This window comes from Streptomyces venezuelae (assembly GCF_008642275.1).
Classification (GTDB): domain Bacteria; phylum Actinomycetota; class Actinomycetes; order Streptomycetales; family Streptomycetaceae; genus Streptomyces; species Streptomyces venezuelae_E.
In genome coordinates, this window is record NZ_CP029189.1 from 2681034 (window position 1) to 2695224 (window position 14191).

The 14191-nt window shown below is 72.8% G+C and carries 11 protein-coding genes; 6 read left to right on the forward strand and 5 right to left on the reverse strand.

Annotated features, from left to right (window positions below):
* Window positions 1-83 precede the first annotated feature (83 nt).
* Complete coding sequence (locus DEJ51_RS11485; RefSeq protein ID WP_150257511.1) at window positions 84-3941, reverse strand: ABC transporter ATP-binding protein; 3858 nt, start codon at window positions 3939-3941, stop codon at window positions 84-86.
* 245 nt (window positions 3942-4186) lie between these two features.
* Between DEJ51_RS11485 and DEJ51_RS11490 the strand changes: the two genes are divergently transcribed.
* The gene (locus DEJ51_RS11490) at window positions 4187-4411 is read left to right on the forward strand and encodes a hypothetical protein (RefSeq protein ID WP_150257512.1); all 225 of its coding nucleotides are present in this window, start codon (window positions 4187-4189) and stop codon (window positions 4409-4411) included.
* A 108-nt stretch (window positions 4412-4519) separates the two neighbouring features.
* On the opposite strand, the gene DEJ51_RS11495 is transcribed toward DEJ51_RS11490, so the two are convergent.
* Both DEJ51_RS11495 and speB read right to left on the reverse strand, forming a co-directional pair.
* Entirely contained in the window at window positions 4520-6187 is a 1668-nt protein-coding gene (locus DEJ51_RS11495) for a thiamine pyrophosphate-binding protein (protein ID WP_150257513.1), read from the reverse strand.
* Between the two features lie 5 nt (window positions 6188-6192).
* Window positions 6193-7158 carry an agmatinase gene (speB, locus tag DEJ51_RS11500; protein ID WP_109782357.1) on the reverse strand — a complete coding sequence of 322 codons (966 nt, stop codon included), beginning with the start codon at window positions 7156-7158 and terminating at the stop codon, window positions 6193-6195.
* A 118-nt stretch (window positions 7159-7276) separates the two neighbouring features.
* Between speB and DEJ51_RS11505 the strand changes: the two genes are divergently transcribed.
* Window positions 7277-8746 carry a PucR family transcriptional regulator gene (locus DEJ51_RS11505; protein WP_150257514.1) on the forward strand — a complete coding sequence of 490 codons (1470 nt, stop codon included), beginning with the start codon at window positions 7277-7279 and terminating at the stop codon, window positions 8744-8746.
* On the opposite strand, the gene DEJ51_RS11510 is transcribed toward DEJ51_RS11505, so the two are convergent.
* Window positions 8734-9750, reverse strand: a complete 1017-nt coding sequence (locus DEJ51_RS11510; protein WP_150257515.1) for a hypothetical protein — start codon at window positions 9748-9750, stop codon at window positions 8734-8736. The two genes, DEJ51_RS11505 and DEJ51_RS11510, sit on opposite strands and share 13 nt — an antisense overlap.
* A 257-nt stretch (window positions 9751-10007) precedes the next feature.
* Here DEJ51_RS11510 and DEJ51_RS11515 point away from each other — a divergent pair, with 257 nt between their 5' ends.
* Together DEJ51_RS11515 and tesB are read left to right on the forward strand one after the other, a co-directional pair.
* Window positions 10008-11165, forward strand: a complete 1158-nt coding sequence (locus DEJ51_RS11515) for an acyl-CoA dehydrogenase family protein (protein ID WP_150257516.1) — start codon at window positions 10008-10010, stop codon at window positions 11163-11165.
* 26 nt (window positions 11166-11191) lie between these two features.
* Window positions 11192-12070 carry an acyl-CoA thioesterase II gene (gene tesB, locus DEJ51_RS11520; protein WP_150257517.1) on the forward strand — a complete coding sequence of 293 codons (879 nt, stop codon included), beginning with the start codon at window positions 11192-11194 and terminating at the stop codon, window positions 12068-12070.
* Between the two features lie 15 nt (window positions 12071-12085).
* Here the strand turns inward: tesB and DEJ51_RS11525 are convergent, their stop codons facing one another.
* The gene (locus tag DEJ51_RS11525; RefSeq protein WP_150257518.1) at window positions 12086-12943 is read right to left on the reverse strand and encodes a DUF4253 domain-containing protein; all 858 of its coding nucleotides are present in this window, start codon (window positions 12941-12943) and stop codon (window positions 12086-12088) included.
* 195 nt (window positions 12944-13138) lie between these two features.
* Here DEJ51_RS11525 and DEJ51_RS11530 point away from each other — a divergent pair, with 195 nt between their 5' ends.
* The gene (locus DEJ51_RS11530; protein ID WP_150257519.1) at window positions 13139-13606 is read left to right on the forward strand and encodes a hypothetical protein; all 468 of its coding nucleotides are present in this window, start codon (window positions 13139-13141) and stop codon (window positions 13604-13606) included.
* Window positions 13603-14058: a hypothetical protein gene (locus tag DEJ51_RS11535; protein ID WP_150257520.1), complete on the forward strand. Its 456-nt coding sequence runs from the start codon at window positions 13603-13605 to the stop codon at window positions 14056-14058. Before DEJ51_RS11530 ends, DEJ51_RS11535 begins: the two co-directional genes overlap by 4 nt.
* Window positions 14059-14191: the final 133 nt, after the last annotated feature.

Here is a 14191-nt window from a genome sequence, read left to right on the forward strand (position 1 = left end):
GCGTCCCGTCCCCCGACGTGTGCGGAACCCCGCCGGGCCGCGGCGGCCCGGCGGGGTTCCGGCGGCGGCCCGGCGGGGTCCGCTCAGGCCGCGGCGCGCTCGTCCTCGCCGACGAAGGTGCGCCACAGCTCGGCGTACCGGCCGCCGCGCGCCAGGAGTTCGGTGTGGGTGCCGTCCTCGATCACCCGGCCGCGGTCCATGACCACGACCCGGTCGGCGCGCGCCGCGGTGGTCAGCCGGTGTGCGACCACCAGGGTGGTGCGCTTGCCCGCCAGCCGGTCCGTCGCCTGGTTGACCTGGGCCTCGGTGGCGAGGTCGAGGGCGGCGGTGGCCTCGTCCAGCAGCAGCACGTCCGGGTCGACGAGCTCGGCCCGGGCCAGTGCGATCAGCTGGCGCTGGCCCGCCGAGAGGTTGCGGCCCCGCTCGGCGACGGTGTGCAGGTAGCCGCCGTCGAGGGTGGCGATCATGTCGTGGGCGCCGACCGCACGGGCGGCACCCTCCACCTCGGCGTCGCTCGCACCGGGCATCCCGTAGGCGATGGCGTCACGGATCGTCCCCGGGAAGAGGTAGGCCTCCTGGGGGACGACTCCCAGCCGGTGGCGGTACGCCGTGAGGTCCAGCTCCCGTATGTCCGCGCCGTCGGCGGTGACCCGGCCGGAGGTCGGATCGTAGAACCGCGCCACCATCTTGACCAGCGTGGACTTCCCGGCTCCGGTCTCGCCCACGAAGGCGACGGTCTGCCCGGCGGGTATCCGCAGGCTGATGCCGGCCAGGGCCTCGCCCTTCTCGCCCCGCTCCTCGGCCGTCCCGTACTGGAAACGGACGTCCTCGAAGGCGATCTCCCCGCGCAGTGCTTCCAGTGCGCGCGGCCGCTCGGGCAGCGGGGTGGTGGTGGGCTCGCGCAGCAGCCCCTGGATACGGCCGAGCGCGACCGTGGCCTGCTGGTAGCCGTCGAAGACCTGGGAGAGCTGCTGGACGGGCGCGAAGAACAGGTCGATGTAGAGCAGGTACGCGACCAGCGCGCCCGTGGTGAGCGTCCCGGCCTCCACCCGGCCCGCCCCGACGATCAGCACGGCGGCCGCGGCGCCCGAGGACAGCAGCTGCACGAAGGGGAAGTAGACGGATATCAGCCACTGGCCGCGGACCCGGGCCTCGCGGTAGGAGTGGCTGCGCTCGGCGAAGCGCTTGGCGCCCGAGCCCTCGCGGCGGAAGGCCTGGACGATGCGCAGGCCCGAGACGGACTCCTGGAGGTCGGCGTTGACCAGGCTGACCCGGTCGCGGGCGAGCTCGTAGGCCGCGACGGACCTGCGGCGGAACACGATCGTGCCGACGACCAGGACGGGCAGGGTCGCGAAGACGATCAGCGCGAGTTCGACGTCCAGGACGAGCAGCGCGACCAGGATGCCGAAGAAGGTGAAGACGGAGACGACGGCGGTGACGAGCCCGGTCTGCAGGAAGGAGCTCAGCGAGTCCACGTCGGTGGTCATCCGGGTCATGATCTTGCCGGTCAGCTCGCGCTCGTAGTAGTCGAGGCCGAGTCGCTGGAGCTGGGCGAAGATCTTGACGCGCAGGGCGTACAGCACGCGCTCGCCGGTGCGGCCCGTCATGCGGGTCTCGGCGAACTGCGCGGCCCACTGCGCGACGACGACGGCGAGGGCGAGCCCGGCGGCCGCCCAGACGGCGCCGAGCACGGCCTGCTCCACGCCCTGGTCGATGCCGTGCCGGATCAGGATCGGCAGCAGCAGTCCGGCCCCCGCGTCGGCGGCGACGAGGCCGAGGCTGATCGCGAGCGGCGCCCAGAACCCGCGGAGCAGGCGGCGCAGGCCGTAACTCTCCTCGGCGGCCGCGGCGCGGGTCTCGTCCACCTCGGGCAGGTCGTCGGCGGGCGGCAGCGCGGCCACCTGCGCGAGCAGTTCGGGGGTGGCGGGCATGCCGGAGACGGACCCGGCCATGGAATGCCCGGCTCCGGGCGCGCCGCCCGCGGCGGCGGGGGCGGCCGCGACGGGCGTGTCCGGACCGGTGTCGTCCTGGCGGCGCCAGAGCTCGGGGGTGACCCCGCCGGCGACCCGGCGCTTGGCGTTGACCGGCTCCGAGTCGATCTCGGCTTCGAGCTCGATGCCGCGTTCGAGGTCCCGGTCGAGCTCGCGCTCGAACTCGGTCATCACCCGCGCGTCCGGGGTCCGCGGCGAGGCGGCGCCGAGCGCGTCCGGGTCGGTGAGCAGCCTGCGGTAGAGCGCGGACCGGCTCTCCAGCTCCTCGTGCGTCCCGATGTCGGCGAGCCGCCCGCGGTCGAGTACGGCGATCCGGTCGGCCAGTGCGAGCGTGGAGCGGCGGTGGGCGATCAGCAGGGTGGTCCGGCCCGCCATGACCGAGCGCAGGGCCTCGTGGATCTCGTGCTCGACGCGGGCGTCCACGGCGGAGGTGGCGTCGTCGAGGAGCAGCAGCCGGGGGTCGGTGAGGATGGCCCTGGCGAGGGCGATGCGCTGGCGCTGCCCTCCGGAGAGGGTGAGCCCCTGCTCGCCGACCTTCGTGTCGTACCCGGCGGGCAGGGCCTGGATGAATCCCTCGGCCTGGGCGGCGCGGGCGGCTGCCTCGATCTGTTCCTCGGTGGCGCCGGGGTGCCCGTAGGCGATGTTGGCGCGGATGGTGTCGGAGAAGAGGAAGGAGTCCTCGGGGACCAGGCCGATCGCGCCGCGCAGGGAGTCGTAGGTCAGCTCGCGGACGTCGTGGCCGCCGACCCGGACGGCACCGCCGTCGGCGTCGTAGAACCGGGGCAGCAGGAGCGCGACGGTGGACTTGCCGCTGCCCGAGGAGCCGACGACGGCGACGGTCTCGCCCTGCGCCACGGAGAGCGAGAACCCGTCGAGGACGGGCCGGTCGGGGTCGTATCCGAAGCGGACGTCGTCGAACTCGACGGTGGCGGGCGCGTCGGCGGGCAGCTCGTGGGTGCCCTCGTGGATCTCGGGCTCGGTGTCGATGAGCTCGAACACGCGCTCCACGCCGGCCCGGGCCTGCTGTCCGACGGTGAGGACCATGGCGAGCATGCGGACGGGCCCGACGAGCTGGGCGAGGTAGGTGGAGAAGGCGACGAAGGTGCCGAGGGTGACCTGCCCCTCGGTGGCCATCCAGCCGCCGAGGGCCAGCATGGCGACCTGGGCGATCGCGGGAACCGCCTGGAGGGCGGGGGTGTAGCGCGAGTTGAGCCGGATGGTCCGCATCCGGCCGGCGAACAGCCGGCGGCCGGCTTCGCGCAGCTTGCCGGTCTCCTGCTCCTCCTGGCCGAAGCCCTTGACGACGCGGACGCCGGTCACGGCCCCGTCGACGACGGTGGCGACGGCGGCGGCCTGGCCCTGGGCCCACCAGGTGGCGGGGAAGAGCTTCTTGCGGCTGCGCTTGGCTATGAACCACAGGGCGGGGGCCATGAGCAGGGCGACCAGGGTCAGCAGCGGCGAGAGCCAGAGCATGATCCCGAGGGATATCCCGAAGAGCAGGAAGTTCCCGATCGTCATGGGCAGCATGAAGAGCAGACCCTGGATCAGCTGGAGGTCGCTGGTGGCGCGGCCGACGACCTGACCGGTGTTCAGCTCGTCCTGCCGCCGCCCGTCGAGGCGGGCGATCGTGCTGTACATGTCGGTGCGCAGGTCGTGCTGCACGTCGAGGGCGAGCCGCCCTCCGTAGTACCTGCGTATGTAGGTCAGTACGTACACGAGCAGGGCCGCGGCGATGAGCATGCCGGCCCAGGGCGCCATGGGCTTGGTCTGGTCGCCGATGACGTCGTCGATGATCACCTTGGTGACCAGCGGCACGACCGCCATCACCGCCATGCCCACCAGCGAGGAGCCGAGCGCGAGCAGCACATTGGTCCTGTACCGCCAGGTGTAGGCCGCCAGCCGCTTGCCCCAGCCCTGTTTCTCCCCAGCCGCTGTCTCTGCCGCCGCCACGTGGGCCTCCCCGTTCGTCTCGTCCCGTCGGCAGCGCCAACGCTCCGACCGGCGGATTTCATCCCGCCGCAACGATCGCACTGCCGTACGGGCGGGGCGCGCGGACCGCGTCCGACCGGGGCGGGAGGTGGGGCCGGGCCCTGTCAAGACACGACTTTCCGGATCTGTGGGGGACGGGACGCGCTGCCGATGCTGGAAGTCGGCCGCCCGCCGACCGCGGTGGCGCAGCGAAGGGATCGAGGACCATGTCCACTCACCAGGAACACCCGGCCGCCGACGGCCTCGTGCAGCGCGCCGCCCGCGCCGTCGTCCCCTACGTCACCGCGTTCCTCGTCGCGCTGCTCGCGGCGAAGATCGTCGGGATGCTGACCGAGAACGCGTGGGCCCGGCTGGGGACGGCGCTGGGCGTGGCCGTGGTCAGTCTCCTCCTCCATCCCTACGAGGAGCAGGAAGGCCGCCCCCGCGGCTGACGGCCGTCCCACCGGAGGCTGACGTCTCGCCCACACCGGACGGATCGTCCGCCCCGGGCGGATCGCCCGTCCCTTCCGGATCGCCCGTCCCGGACGCTCGGCCGCCCCTCAGAGATGCGTCGGGGCGAACATCTTCAAGGCGGCCGGGAGGACCAGGACCGAGGGGCCCGGGGTCGCCAGCGCCTTCTTCAGATCGGCGGTCAGGGACTCCGGGGTGGTGGTGGAGGCCTGCACACCGAAGGACTGCGCGAGGGTCACGAAGTCGGGGCCGGCCAGCTCGGTGCCGGCCTCGCAGCCGTACTCGCGCAGGATGCCGTAGCCGCCGTCGTCGACGATCAGCCAGGTGACGTCGAGGTCGTGCTGCCGGGCCGTGGCCAGGTCCGCGACCGAGTACATGGCGCCGCCGTCGCCGGAGACCGCCAGTACCGGGGTGTCCGGTTCGGCGACGCACGCGCCGAGGGCCGCCGGGAAGGCGTAGCCGAGGCCGCCCGCGCCCTGGGCCGAGTGCATGGTGTTGGGGTGTTTGGGGTCGAAGGCGGACCAGGCCCAGTAGGACAGGATCGTCATGTCCCAGAAGGACGGGGAGCGGGCCGGCAGCGCGGCCCTGATCGAGCCGAGCAGTTCCTGCTCCAGGGCCACGTCCTGGGCGGCGAGGCGGGCCGCGATGTCCGCCAGTACGGCACGGACCCGCTCGGGGGCACCGGCGTCCTCGCGCTCGGACACCGTCTCCAGCAGGGCCTGCAGCGCCAGCCGGGCGTCCGCGTGGATGCCGAGGCCGGCATGGTTCGACTCCAGCTTGCCGAGGTCCGCCTCGATCTGGACGACCCGGCCGGTCGGGAAGAACGTGTGGTAGTTCGACGAGAGCTCACCGAGGCCCGAGCCGACCACCAGCAGGACGTCCGCGTCCTCCAGGAAGTCCGTCATGTGACGGTCCTCCAGCCAGGACTGGAGGGAGAGCGGATGGGTCCAGGGGAAGGCGCCCTTGCCGCCGAACGTGGTGACGACGGGTGCGTTCAGGCGCTCCGCGAGCTGCTTCAGCTTGCCCGCCGCGTCGGAGCGCACGACACCGCCGCCCGCGATGATCACCGGACGGGCGGCGTTCTCCAGCCAGTGGGCGGCGAGCGCCGTGAGCTCGGGCCGCGGCGCGAGCTCGTGCGGGGTCGCGTCCACGCCCGTGACCTGCGGGATGACGGTCTCCGCCCGCAGCACGTCCTCCGGGACCTCCACGAACACCGGGCCGTGCGGGGCGGTCAGGGCCGACTCCCAGGCCTCGGCGATCACGGAGGGGATCTGGGAGGCGGTACGGACCGTGTGGACGGACTTCACCACGTCCCGGAAGGACGCCGACTGGTCCCGCAGCTCGTGCAGGTGCCCGCGCCGGCCGCCACCCAGACCCGCCACCGGGACCTGGGAGGAGATCGCGAGGACCGGGGCCGAGGCGGCCGCCGCCTCCGCCAGGGCGGGCAGCGCCATGAGCGCGCCCGGGCCCGTGGAGAGCAGCAGCGGCACCGCCTCGCCCGTGATCCGGCCGTACGCGTCGGCCGCGAAGCCCGCGTTGTTCTCCGTACGCAGGCCCACGAGGCGCAGGTCGGAGCGGCCGACCGCGTCGAACAGGGCGAGCGCGTGCTGCCCCGGCAGACCGAAGACGGTGGTCGCACCGAGGCCGCGCAGCGTTTCCACGACCAGGTCCCCGCCCGTCCGCCCCGGCGGCGGCGCGAGCGCGGCCGCCCTCTGGGCTTCGGTGGGACGGAGTACCAGGTCGTGGTCGTGCGTCACTTCGCTTACTTGCCCTTCGCCTGCGCGATCTGTCGCGACATGATCGTCGTCAGCTCGTACGCGGTGTGCGAGGCCGCGACCGAGGTGATCTCGGCGTGATCGTACGCCGGGGCGACCTCGACGACGTCGGCGGAAACGAGGTTGCAGGAGGACAGACCGCGGATGATCTCCAGCAGCTCGCGGGAGGTCATGCCGCCCGCCTCGGGGGTGCCGGTGCCGGGCGCGTGCGCCGGGTCGAGCACGTCGATGTCGATGGAGATGTACAGCGGGCGGTCGCCGATGCGCTGGCGCAGCTGGTCGGCGACCTCGTCGGCGCCACGGCGGTAGACGTCGGCCGAGGTGACGATGCCGAAGCCCATCTTGGCGTCGTCGTCCAGGTCCTGCTTGCCGTACAGCGGGCCGCGCGTACCCACGTGGGAGAGCGCCTCGGTGTCGAGGATGCCCTCCTCGACGGCGCGGCGGAACGGCGTGCCGTGGGTGTACTCGGCGCCGAAGTAGGTGTCCCAGGTGTCCAGGTGCGCGTCGAAGTGGAGCAGCGCGACGGGGCCGTGCTTCTTCGCGACCGAACGCAGCAGCGGGAGGGCGATGGTGTGGTCGCCGCCCAGGGTCATCAGACGGGAGCCGTTGCCGATCAGCTCGTCGGCCGCGCCCTCGATCGTCTCGACGGCCTCGTTGATGTTGAAGGGGTTCGCCGCGATGTCACCGGCGTCGGCGACCTGGGCGAGCGCGAACGGGGAGGCGTCCTGGGCCGGGTTGTACGGGCGCAGCAGGCGCGAGGCCTCGCGGATGGCGTTGCCGCCGAAGCGGGCGCCGGGGCGGTAGGACACGCCGGAGTCGAAGGGCACGCCGACGACGGCGACGTCGGCCTTGCCGCCGACCTCGTCGAGGCGGGGCAGACGGGCGAAGGTCGCCGGGCCCGCGTAGCGCGGGATGCGGGAGGAGTCGACGGGGCCGCGCGGCTGCGTGCTCATGGCTGTGCCTCTTTTTCTCTGGCCTGACGGGTGCGGTACTTCGAGCGTAAGCGGGCCACCCGAGGGTGGGGAGTGTACGTTTCATCCATCTGGCAGAGCTGAAATGTATGGAGCATCCATGACCGCCGCTCCTCTCGATCCGGAGCACGGCAGCGGCCCCGCCGGGGAGCCGCTCACCCCGACCGTGCTCCTCGACGGGCTCCTCGCCGAGCGGGCGCTCGGGCTGCGCCACCTCGCGGGGCCCCGGACGGCGGAGGTGCACGGGGTGCACGCCTCCGAGATGGCGGACCCGTCCCCGTACCTGCTGGGCGGCGAGCTGCTGCTGACGGCCGGGGCGGCGCTGACCGAGGCCGGTGCCGACGCCTACGCCGGCCGGCTCGCGCGGGCCGGAGCCGCCGCGCTCGGCTTCGGCGTGACCCCGGTGCACGAGGTGGTCCCGCCCGGCCTGGCCGGGGCGTGCGAGCGGTACGGCCTCTCGCTCGTCGAGGTCCCGCCGGGGACCCCCTTCACGGCGGTCGCCCGTACCGTCGGGCGGCTGGCGGCGGAGGCCCGTACGCGGGAGCTCCGCCGGGTCGCCGAGGCCCAGCAGGCCCTGGCGGCGGCCGCGGCCCGCCCGGATCCGGTCCCGGCGGTGTTGTCCCGCCTGGCGGCGAGCCTCGGCGGCTGGGCCGCCCTGCTCGCCCCGGCGGCCACCGCACCCGCCGCGCCCGCCGCGGCCACGGCGGCCGCCGGGACCGCCCCCGGCGGGGACGTGCTCGACGCCGTGTACGCCCTGGCACGCCGGGTGGCCCCCGGTTCCGCGGCCACCGCCACCGACTCCCTGGGCGCCGGCCGCCTGGCCGCGTACGCCGTGGGCGGGGGCCGGGTCCTGGCCCTGGCCACCCCGGTCCGGACTCCGGGCGACCACACCATCGCCTCCATCGCCGCCGTGCTGCTGACCCTGCTCACCGCCGACCGGCCCGCCGGGGCGGAGGCGGCCGCGCTGACCCGGCTGCTGCTCGACGGGGATCCGGCCGCGGCCCTGCCGGGCGGGCCCTGGTACGCCGTCCACGCCCGCGGGTCCGGGGAACCGCAGGCCCTGGACGCGCAGGCCCTCGCGGCCGCGCTGGGCACCGTACTGCTGGACCCGCACGAGGGCGGCGTACGGCTGCTCACGGACCGGGAGCCCGCCGCGCAGCCCGGCTGGCGGCTCGGGGTGAGCGCGCCGGCCGCGCCCTCCGGTCTGGGCACCGCCGACGCCCAGGCCGCGCGGGCCCTCCGGCGCGCGGAGGCGGCCCGCACCGCGCTGGCCCACCACACCGACCCCGGCTTCGCGGGCCTGGTCGGCGAGGCCGAGGCGCGCGCCCACGCCGAGGCCCTGCTGGGGCCGCTCTCCCCCGCCCTGCGCGAGACCCTGCGCGGCTGGCTGGGCCACCACGGCAGCTGGGACCGTACGGCCGCCGCCCTGGGCGTCCACCGCAACACCGTCCGCCAGCGCGTCGGCCGTGCCGCCGAACTGCTCGACCGGAACCTGGACGACCCGGACGTGCGGATGGAGCTGTGGTTCGCGCTGCGGTTCACCGGCCGCGGCCCGGATCAGCCGGGGTAGTCGTCCGGCGGACGGAAGGAGGAGAGCATCTCCACGAAACGGGCGGATCCGGTGATCACGCCGGGTTCCTTGCTGCCCTCGGGCGAGGGGTCGACCCCGACCGACTCGATGCCGTCCTCACCGATCCACAGCAGGCGCGAGCTCAGCCGGTACTCCTCCGGGGCGTCCTCCCACATCTTCCGGACGAGCGGACCGTAGGCGATCACGCAGGTGTGCAGATCCGGCCCTTCCACGGCCCACAGCATCAGGTGGCCGTGGTAGGGGACCATCGCGAGGATGCCGAGGGGTGCCGGACGGTCGACGAGGGCGGCGGCGCGCAGCAGGTGGGTCGAGGTGTAGCCGCCCTCGCCCTCGACGTTCACCAGCGGGTTCTCGTCCTCGTTGTACTGGAGGGTGACCGGCGCGGCATCGAGGTTGGCCGTCGCGGCCGCCCACACCTCGGCCTCGTCCACCCGCCAGGAGCGGAACTGGTCGGGCGGGACGGGGGCCGAGAAGTCCCCGTCCACGTGGATCATCACCACGGCCGCGAGTTCCTCGGTGAGGGCCGTCGCCACCGCGTGCCCCTCGCCCACCGAGTCGACCGTGACCAGCCTGGGCATGAGCAGGTGGCGGACCTCGGCGAAGCCCGCCCGGTGCAGTTCGCGCCGCCGCTCGGCGAGCCGCTGCTTCCGGTTCAGGAAGGAGACGGTGGCCGACCGCCAGTTCGCCTGTGGCAGGGCCCGGACCAGCTCGGCCATCTCCGCGAGGTCCAGGGGTGCGCCGGGCTCTCCCTCGGCGGCGAGCGAGAGGTGGCGGTGCTCCCCGAAGCGCATCGGCGGCCCGGACCTGTTCCCGTCCAGGAAGACGTCGTTGAGGAGCTCCTCGAAGGCGTGCCATTCGGCCGGGCTGAACCACGCGCACCAGCCCGGTACCGGGGACGCGTCCGGCCCGCCCGGCCCGCCCACTCCCGCGCCCGCTCCCCCGCCCGCGCCGGCGGCCTTTTTCGCTCTCCGGAAAAGTGGCATGCCGGGCAGGTTAGGGGAGGGCGAATCGGTACGTGAGACCACGAACAAGGCATTCTTGAGCGCATTCCGGCCACGTTCCGGCCACCGTGGCGCGGACGAGCCCCCTCCGCCGGGGGCGCCGGCGGCGGGCCGGGGTGAGCCAGCCCACCCTTTCTGCGGGGCCCCGGCTCTGGACAGCCAGATTGACTGGCCGGTAACTTATCCTGAGCAAGCGCTTAGGCATGGCGGCGGACCGCCGCGACCGAAGGGAGCCGGCTGTGCGCCGTACCGTTTTCAACGAGGACCACGAGGCATTCCGCGAGACCATCCGCGCCTTCGTCGAGGCCGAGGTCGTCCCGGTCTACGACGAGTGGTTCGCAGCCGGTCAGGCGCCGCGCGACTTCTACTACAAGCTCGGCGAGCTGGGCGTCTTTGGGATCAACGTGCCCGAGGAGTTCGGCGGCGCGGGCCTGGACACGCACAAGTTCGAGGCCGTCCTCTACGAGGAGACCTCCCGCGCGGGCGTGAACTTCGGCGGCTCCGGCGTGCACGTGCTGCTCGCCCTGCCCTACATCAAGATGCTGGCCGACGACGAGCAGAAGAAGCGCTTCCTGCCGAAGTTCGTCTCCGGCGAGGAGATGTGGGCGCTCGCCATGACCGAGCCGGGCACCGGCTCCGACGTCGCGGGCATGAAGACCACCGCCAAGCTCTCCGAGGACGGCACGCACTACGTCCTCAACGGCTCCAAGACCTTCATCACCGGTGGCGTCCACGCCGACCGCGTGATCGTCTGCGCCCGTACCTCCGCCCCGAGCGAGGACGACCGCCGCTTCGGCATCTCCCTGTTCGCCGTGGACACCAAGGCCGAGGGCTACTCCATCGGCCGCAAGCTCGACAAGCTGGGCCTGAAGACCTCCGACACCGCCGAGCTGGCGTTCGTCGACGTGAAGGTCCCGGTCGAGGACCTGCTCGGCGAAGAGGGCAAGGGCTTCTACTACCTCGGCCACAACCTGGCCTCCGAGCGCTGGGGCATCGCCTTCGGTGCGTACGCCCAGGCCGCCGCGGCCGTCCGGTTCGCCCAGCAGTACGTCACGGAGCGCACCGTCTTCGGCAAGCCCGTCGCGCACTTCCAGAACACCAAGTTCGAGCTGGCCGCCTGCCAGGCCGAGGTGGACGCCGCCCAGGCCGTCGCCGACCGCGCCCTGGAGGCCCTGGACGCCGGCGAGCTGACCCCGGCCGAGGCCGCCTCGGCGAAGCTGTTCTGCACCGAGGTCGCGCACCGCGTCATCGACCGCTGCCTCCAGCTGCACGGCGGCTACGGCTACATGAACGAGTACCCGATCGCCCGCCTGTACGCCGACAACCGCGTCAACCGCATCTACGGCGGCACCAGCGAGATCATGAAGTCGATCATCGCCAAGTCCATGGGTCTGTAAGGGATTCGGGCACCTACCCTTCCCCCATGAACCAGGCACTGACGACGCTCCTCGATCTGCTCGACCTCGAGCAGATCGAGGAGAACATCTTCCGCGGTACCAGCCGGCCTTCGCTGGTACCGCGCGTCTTCGGCGGCCAGGTCGCGGCCCAGGCCCTCGTCGCGGCCGGCCGGACCGTCCCCGCGGACCGCATCGCGCATTCGCTGCACTCCTACTTCCTGCGCACCGGGGACACCTCCGCGCCCATCGTCTACACGGTGGACCGGATCCGCGACGGGCGCTCCTTCACCACGCGCCGGGTCGTCGCCGTCCAGCACGGGCAGCCGATCTTCCACCTGTCCGCGTCGTTCCAGACGTACGAGGACGGCCTCGACCACCAGGTCACCATGCCGTCCGCCCCGGACCCGGAGTCCCTGCCCACCGCGGCCGAGTCGCTGCCCGCGTACCGCGAGATCTTCCGCGACCCCGGCACGGTCGAGCGGCTGATCGAGACGCGGGAGGCGGTGGACCTGCGCTACGCCACGACCCCGCCCTGGGGCAGCGTCGGCGAGCCCGTGGAGCCTCGCTCGCAGGTGTGGTTCCGTACGGCCGGCAAGCTCGACAGCGCCGATCCGCTGCTGCACACGTGCCTGGCCACCTACGTCTCCGACATGACCCTGCTGGACTCGGTGCTGCTCGCGCACGGCCGGGGCGGCTGGGCGGTGGGCGACGTCGTCGGCGCCTCCCTGGACCACGCGATGTGGTTCCACCGGCCCTTCCGGGCCGACGAGTGGCTGCTGTACGACCAGGAGTCGCCCTCGGCGGCCGCGGGCCGGGGCCTCGGCCAGGCCCGCATCTGGACGCAGGACGGCCGGCTGGCCGTGACGGTCATCCAGGAGGGTGTCGTACGCGTCCCGCGTGCGTGACGTCCGCCCGGCCGCTCAGTCCCACCAGAACCCCCAGTGGCCGCACCCGGTGACCGCCTCGTCGGCGTAGGCACGGATGCTCCCGGAGCCCTGCCAGATGTTGTCGGGCGAGAGGGCGAAGTGCTCCGCGGCGACGGGGAGCGCGTGGGCGGACGTACGCGGCGGGGCCGCCACGGACATGTGGAGCTCGTCGAAGCCGAGGGCGACGACGCGGGCGCCGAAGCGGTCCTCCCAGGACCGGAGCACGGCGCTGATCAGGGCCGTGTCGTTCTCGAAGTTGGTCGGCCCGCCCCAGCCCATGGCGGTCGGCACGTCGGCACCCCGGGCGGCGGGGACCAGCGCGAGCCGCGGGCCCGGCAGGATTCCGCCCACGATCAGCTCGTCCGCCAGCTCGCAGGCCGCGGTCTCCGGATCCGGCCCGCCGTCGGGCCCCCGCTCCGCGAGCCCGGGCCAGTCCCGGCCGAAGGGCGCGATGAGCTCGTCGCCCTCCTCCCCCGCGCCCTCCTCCGGGTCGGGCACCACCCGGCCCCAGAACTCGCGCAGCACCGGCTCGACATGGTGGTCGCCGGGGTCGGACATCCGGTCCGGCACCAACTCCCGGTCCTGCCACCACCGTTCCAGCCCGCCGCGCCCCTGGAGCAGCACGGCCTGCAGCCCGGCGGCGGCCAGCGCCGGACTCCGGTACGCGGTGAGCGCCCCGGCCCCCACGGCCTCGTCGGACACCCACAGCAACGGCTCGGACTCCCTCCACCACCCCCGCCGCCCGGGCCTGTCGATGAGCCCACCGGGCGGCAGATCCAGCCCGAGGGAACGCCCTTGAGGATCATCGGCCAGCACGGACAGCGGGTTGCGCACCTTCGGAGACTTCGCCATGAACCGACCGTACCCACCGCCTCTGACAGCGGGTCGCGCTCCGAAATGCGCACGAGTGGGCGATGATCGACATGATCAACTCCCCCCGGAACCAGCACTGATGGACATTCGGCTGTCCCACTCCGCGCCGATCGCGGCCCTCCGCCGGGGCGGCGCCGGGCCCCGTCCGTCCGCCCTCGAACCACAAGGGAGATCATGAAACGATTCTCACGGCACTCCGCAGTCGTCGCGTTCCTCCTCGCCGCAGGCTTCGCGGTCACGTCCTGCGAGTCGGGGCGATTCGGCTACGAAGAGCTCGAAACGTCGGACATCGCAGGCACTTGGGAAAGCAACAAGGGCGGGCTCATCGTGTTCACAGAGGACGGGGCGGTGTCGTTCAGCAACATCACGCAGGATCCGTACTGCGTTCCGGAGGATCTGCGGAACGCAGTCCCCCGCGCGTCCGGTGCCGGAAAGTGGTCGTTCGAAACGGTCCCGGACGAACGCCCGGGGGTCAAGATCGAATCCCCGACCGGGAAAGAGCGCCCGGCCCATTGCATCCTGTACGCGATATGGACGGGGAAGGAATCCCAGGATCGCATGTACCTGCGCCAGGACGACGGCGACGGCGAGAGCTACAAGAGGATTCCCGCGGACCGAAACGACTTCGAGGGACCCAAATGACCAGATGGAACAGGTTCTTCCTCATCGTCGCCACAGTCGTCCTCGCCACTGCGGGCGCGGCCGTACTCCTTGTGGGTTCCCTGGACTTCGGACCCACCGACCGCTTCGACCCGAAGGCGCGGTCGGCTTTGGCGGGACACTGGAAAAGCGGGAACGGCGGGAGTATGCACATCGCGGAGAACGGCGACTTCAGCGCCTCGAACGTCGGCCTCGATCTTTCCTGTTCCACCACGGGGGACCGGGAGCAGAATCCCCGCATGTCAGGATCCGGCACGTGGAAGTTCGGGGGATTTCCCGACGAGGGTCCCGGTTTCTCCATAGCCTTCAAGCCCGAGGGCTCGGATTCCGACTGCACCGTATGGGGCGTGTTCGGCGGCAATGACGCCAGCCCTGAGATCCGCCTTCTCCAGGATCGCACGCCGGAGTACTACCAGCGTTCGGCCTCGGAGTGACGCTCCCCCAGGGAACCCGACCCTGCGGGTCGCCGGGGAGGGCGTGTGCGGCCACCGCCCGCCCTCGTGGTCGCGTGAACCCCGAGGAGTCGGTGGCCGCAGGTCGGGCAGCGCCGGAACCGCCCTGCCGGTA

Bases quoted from the DNA above. Each gene is read 5' to 3' on its own strand.
- DEJ51_RS11535 (WP_150257520.1), top strand. From the start codon at position 13,603: ATGACCAGATGGAACAGGTTCTTCCTCATCGTCGCCACAGTCGTCCTC.
- DEJ51_RS11490 (WP_150257512.1), top strand. From the start codon at position 4,187: ATGTCCACTCACCAGGAACACCCGGCCGCCGACGGCCTCGTGCAGCGC.
- DEJ51_RS11510 (WP_150257515.1), bottom strand. From the start codon at position 9,750: ATGCCACTTTTCCGGAGAGCGAAAAAGGCCGCCGGCGCGGGCGGGGGA.
- DEJ51_RS11525 (WP_150257518.1), bottom strand. From the start codon at position 12,943: ATGGCGAAGTCTCCGAAGGTGCGCAACCCGCTGTCCGTGCTGGCCGAT.
- DEJ51_RS11530 (WP_150257519.1), top strand. From the start codon at position 13,139: ATGAAACGATTCTCACGGCACTCCGCAGTCGTCGCGTTCCTCCTCGCC.
- DEJ51_RS11505 (WP_150257514.1), top strand. From the start codon at position 7,277: ATGACCGCCGCTCCTCTCGATCCGGAGCACGGCAGCGGCCCCGCCGGG.
- speB (WP_109782357.1), bottom strand. From the start codon at position 7,158: ATGAGCACGCAGCCGCGCGGCCCCGTCGACTCCTCCCGCATCCCGCGC.
- tesB (WP_150257517.1), top strand. From the start codon at position 11,192: ATGAACCAGGCACTGACGACGCTCCTCGATCTGCTCGACCTCGAGCAG.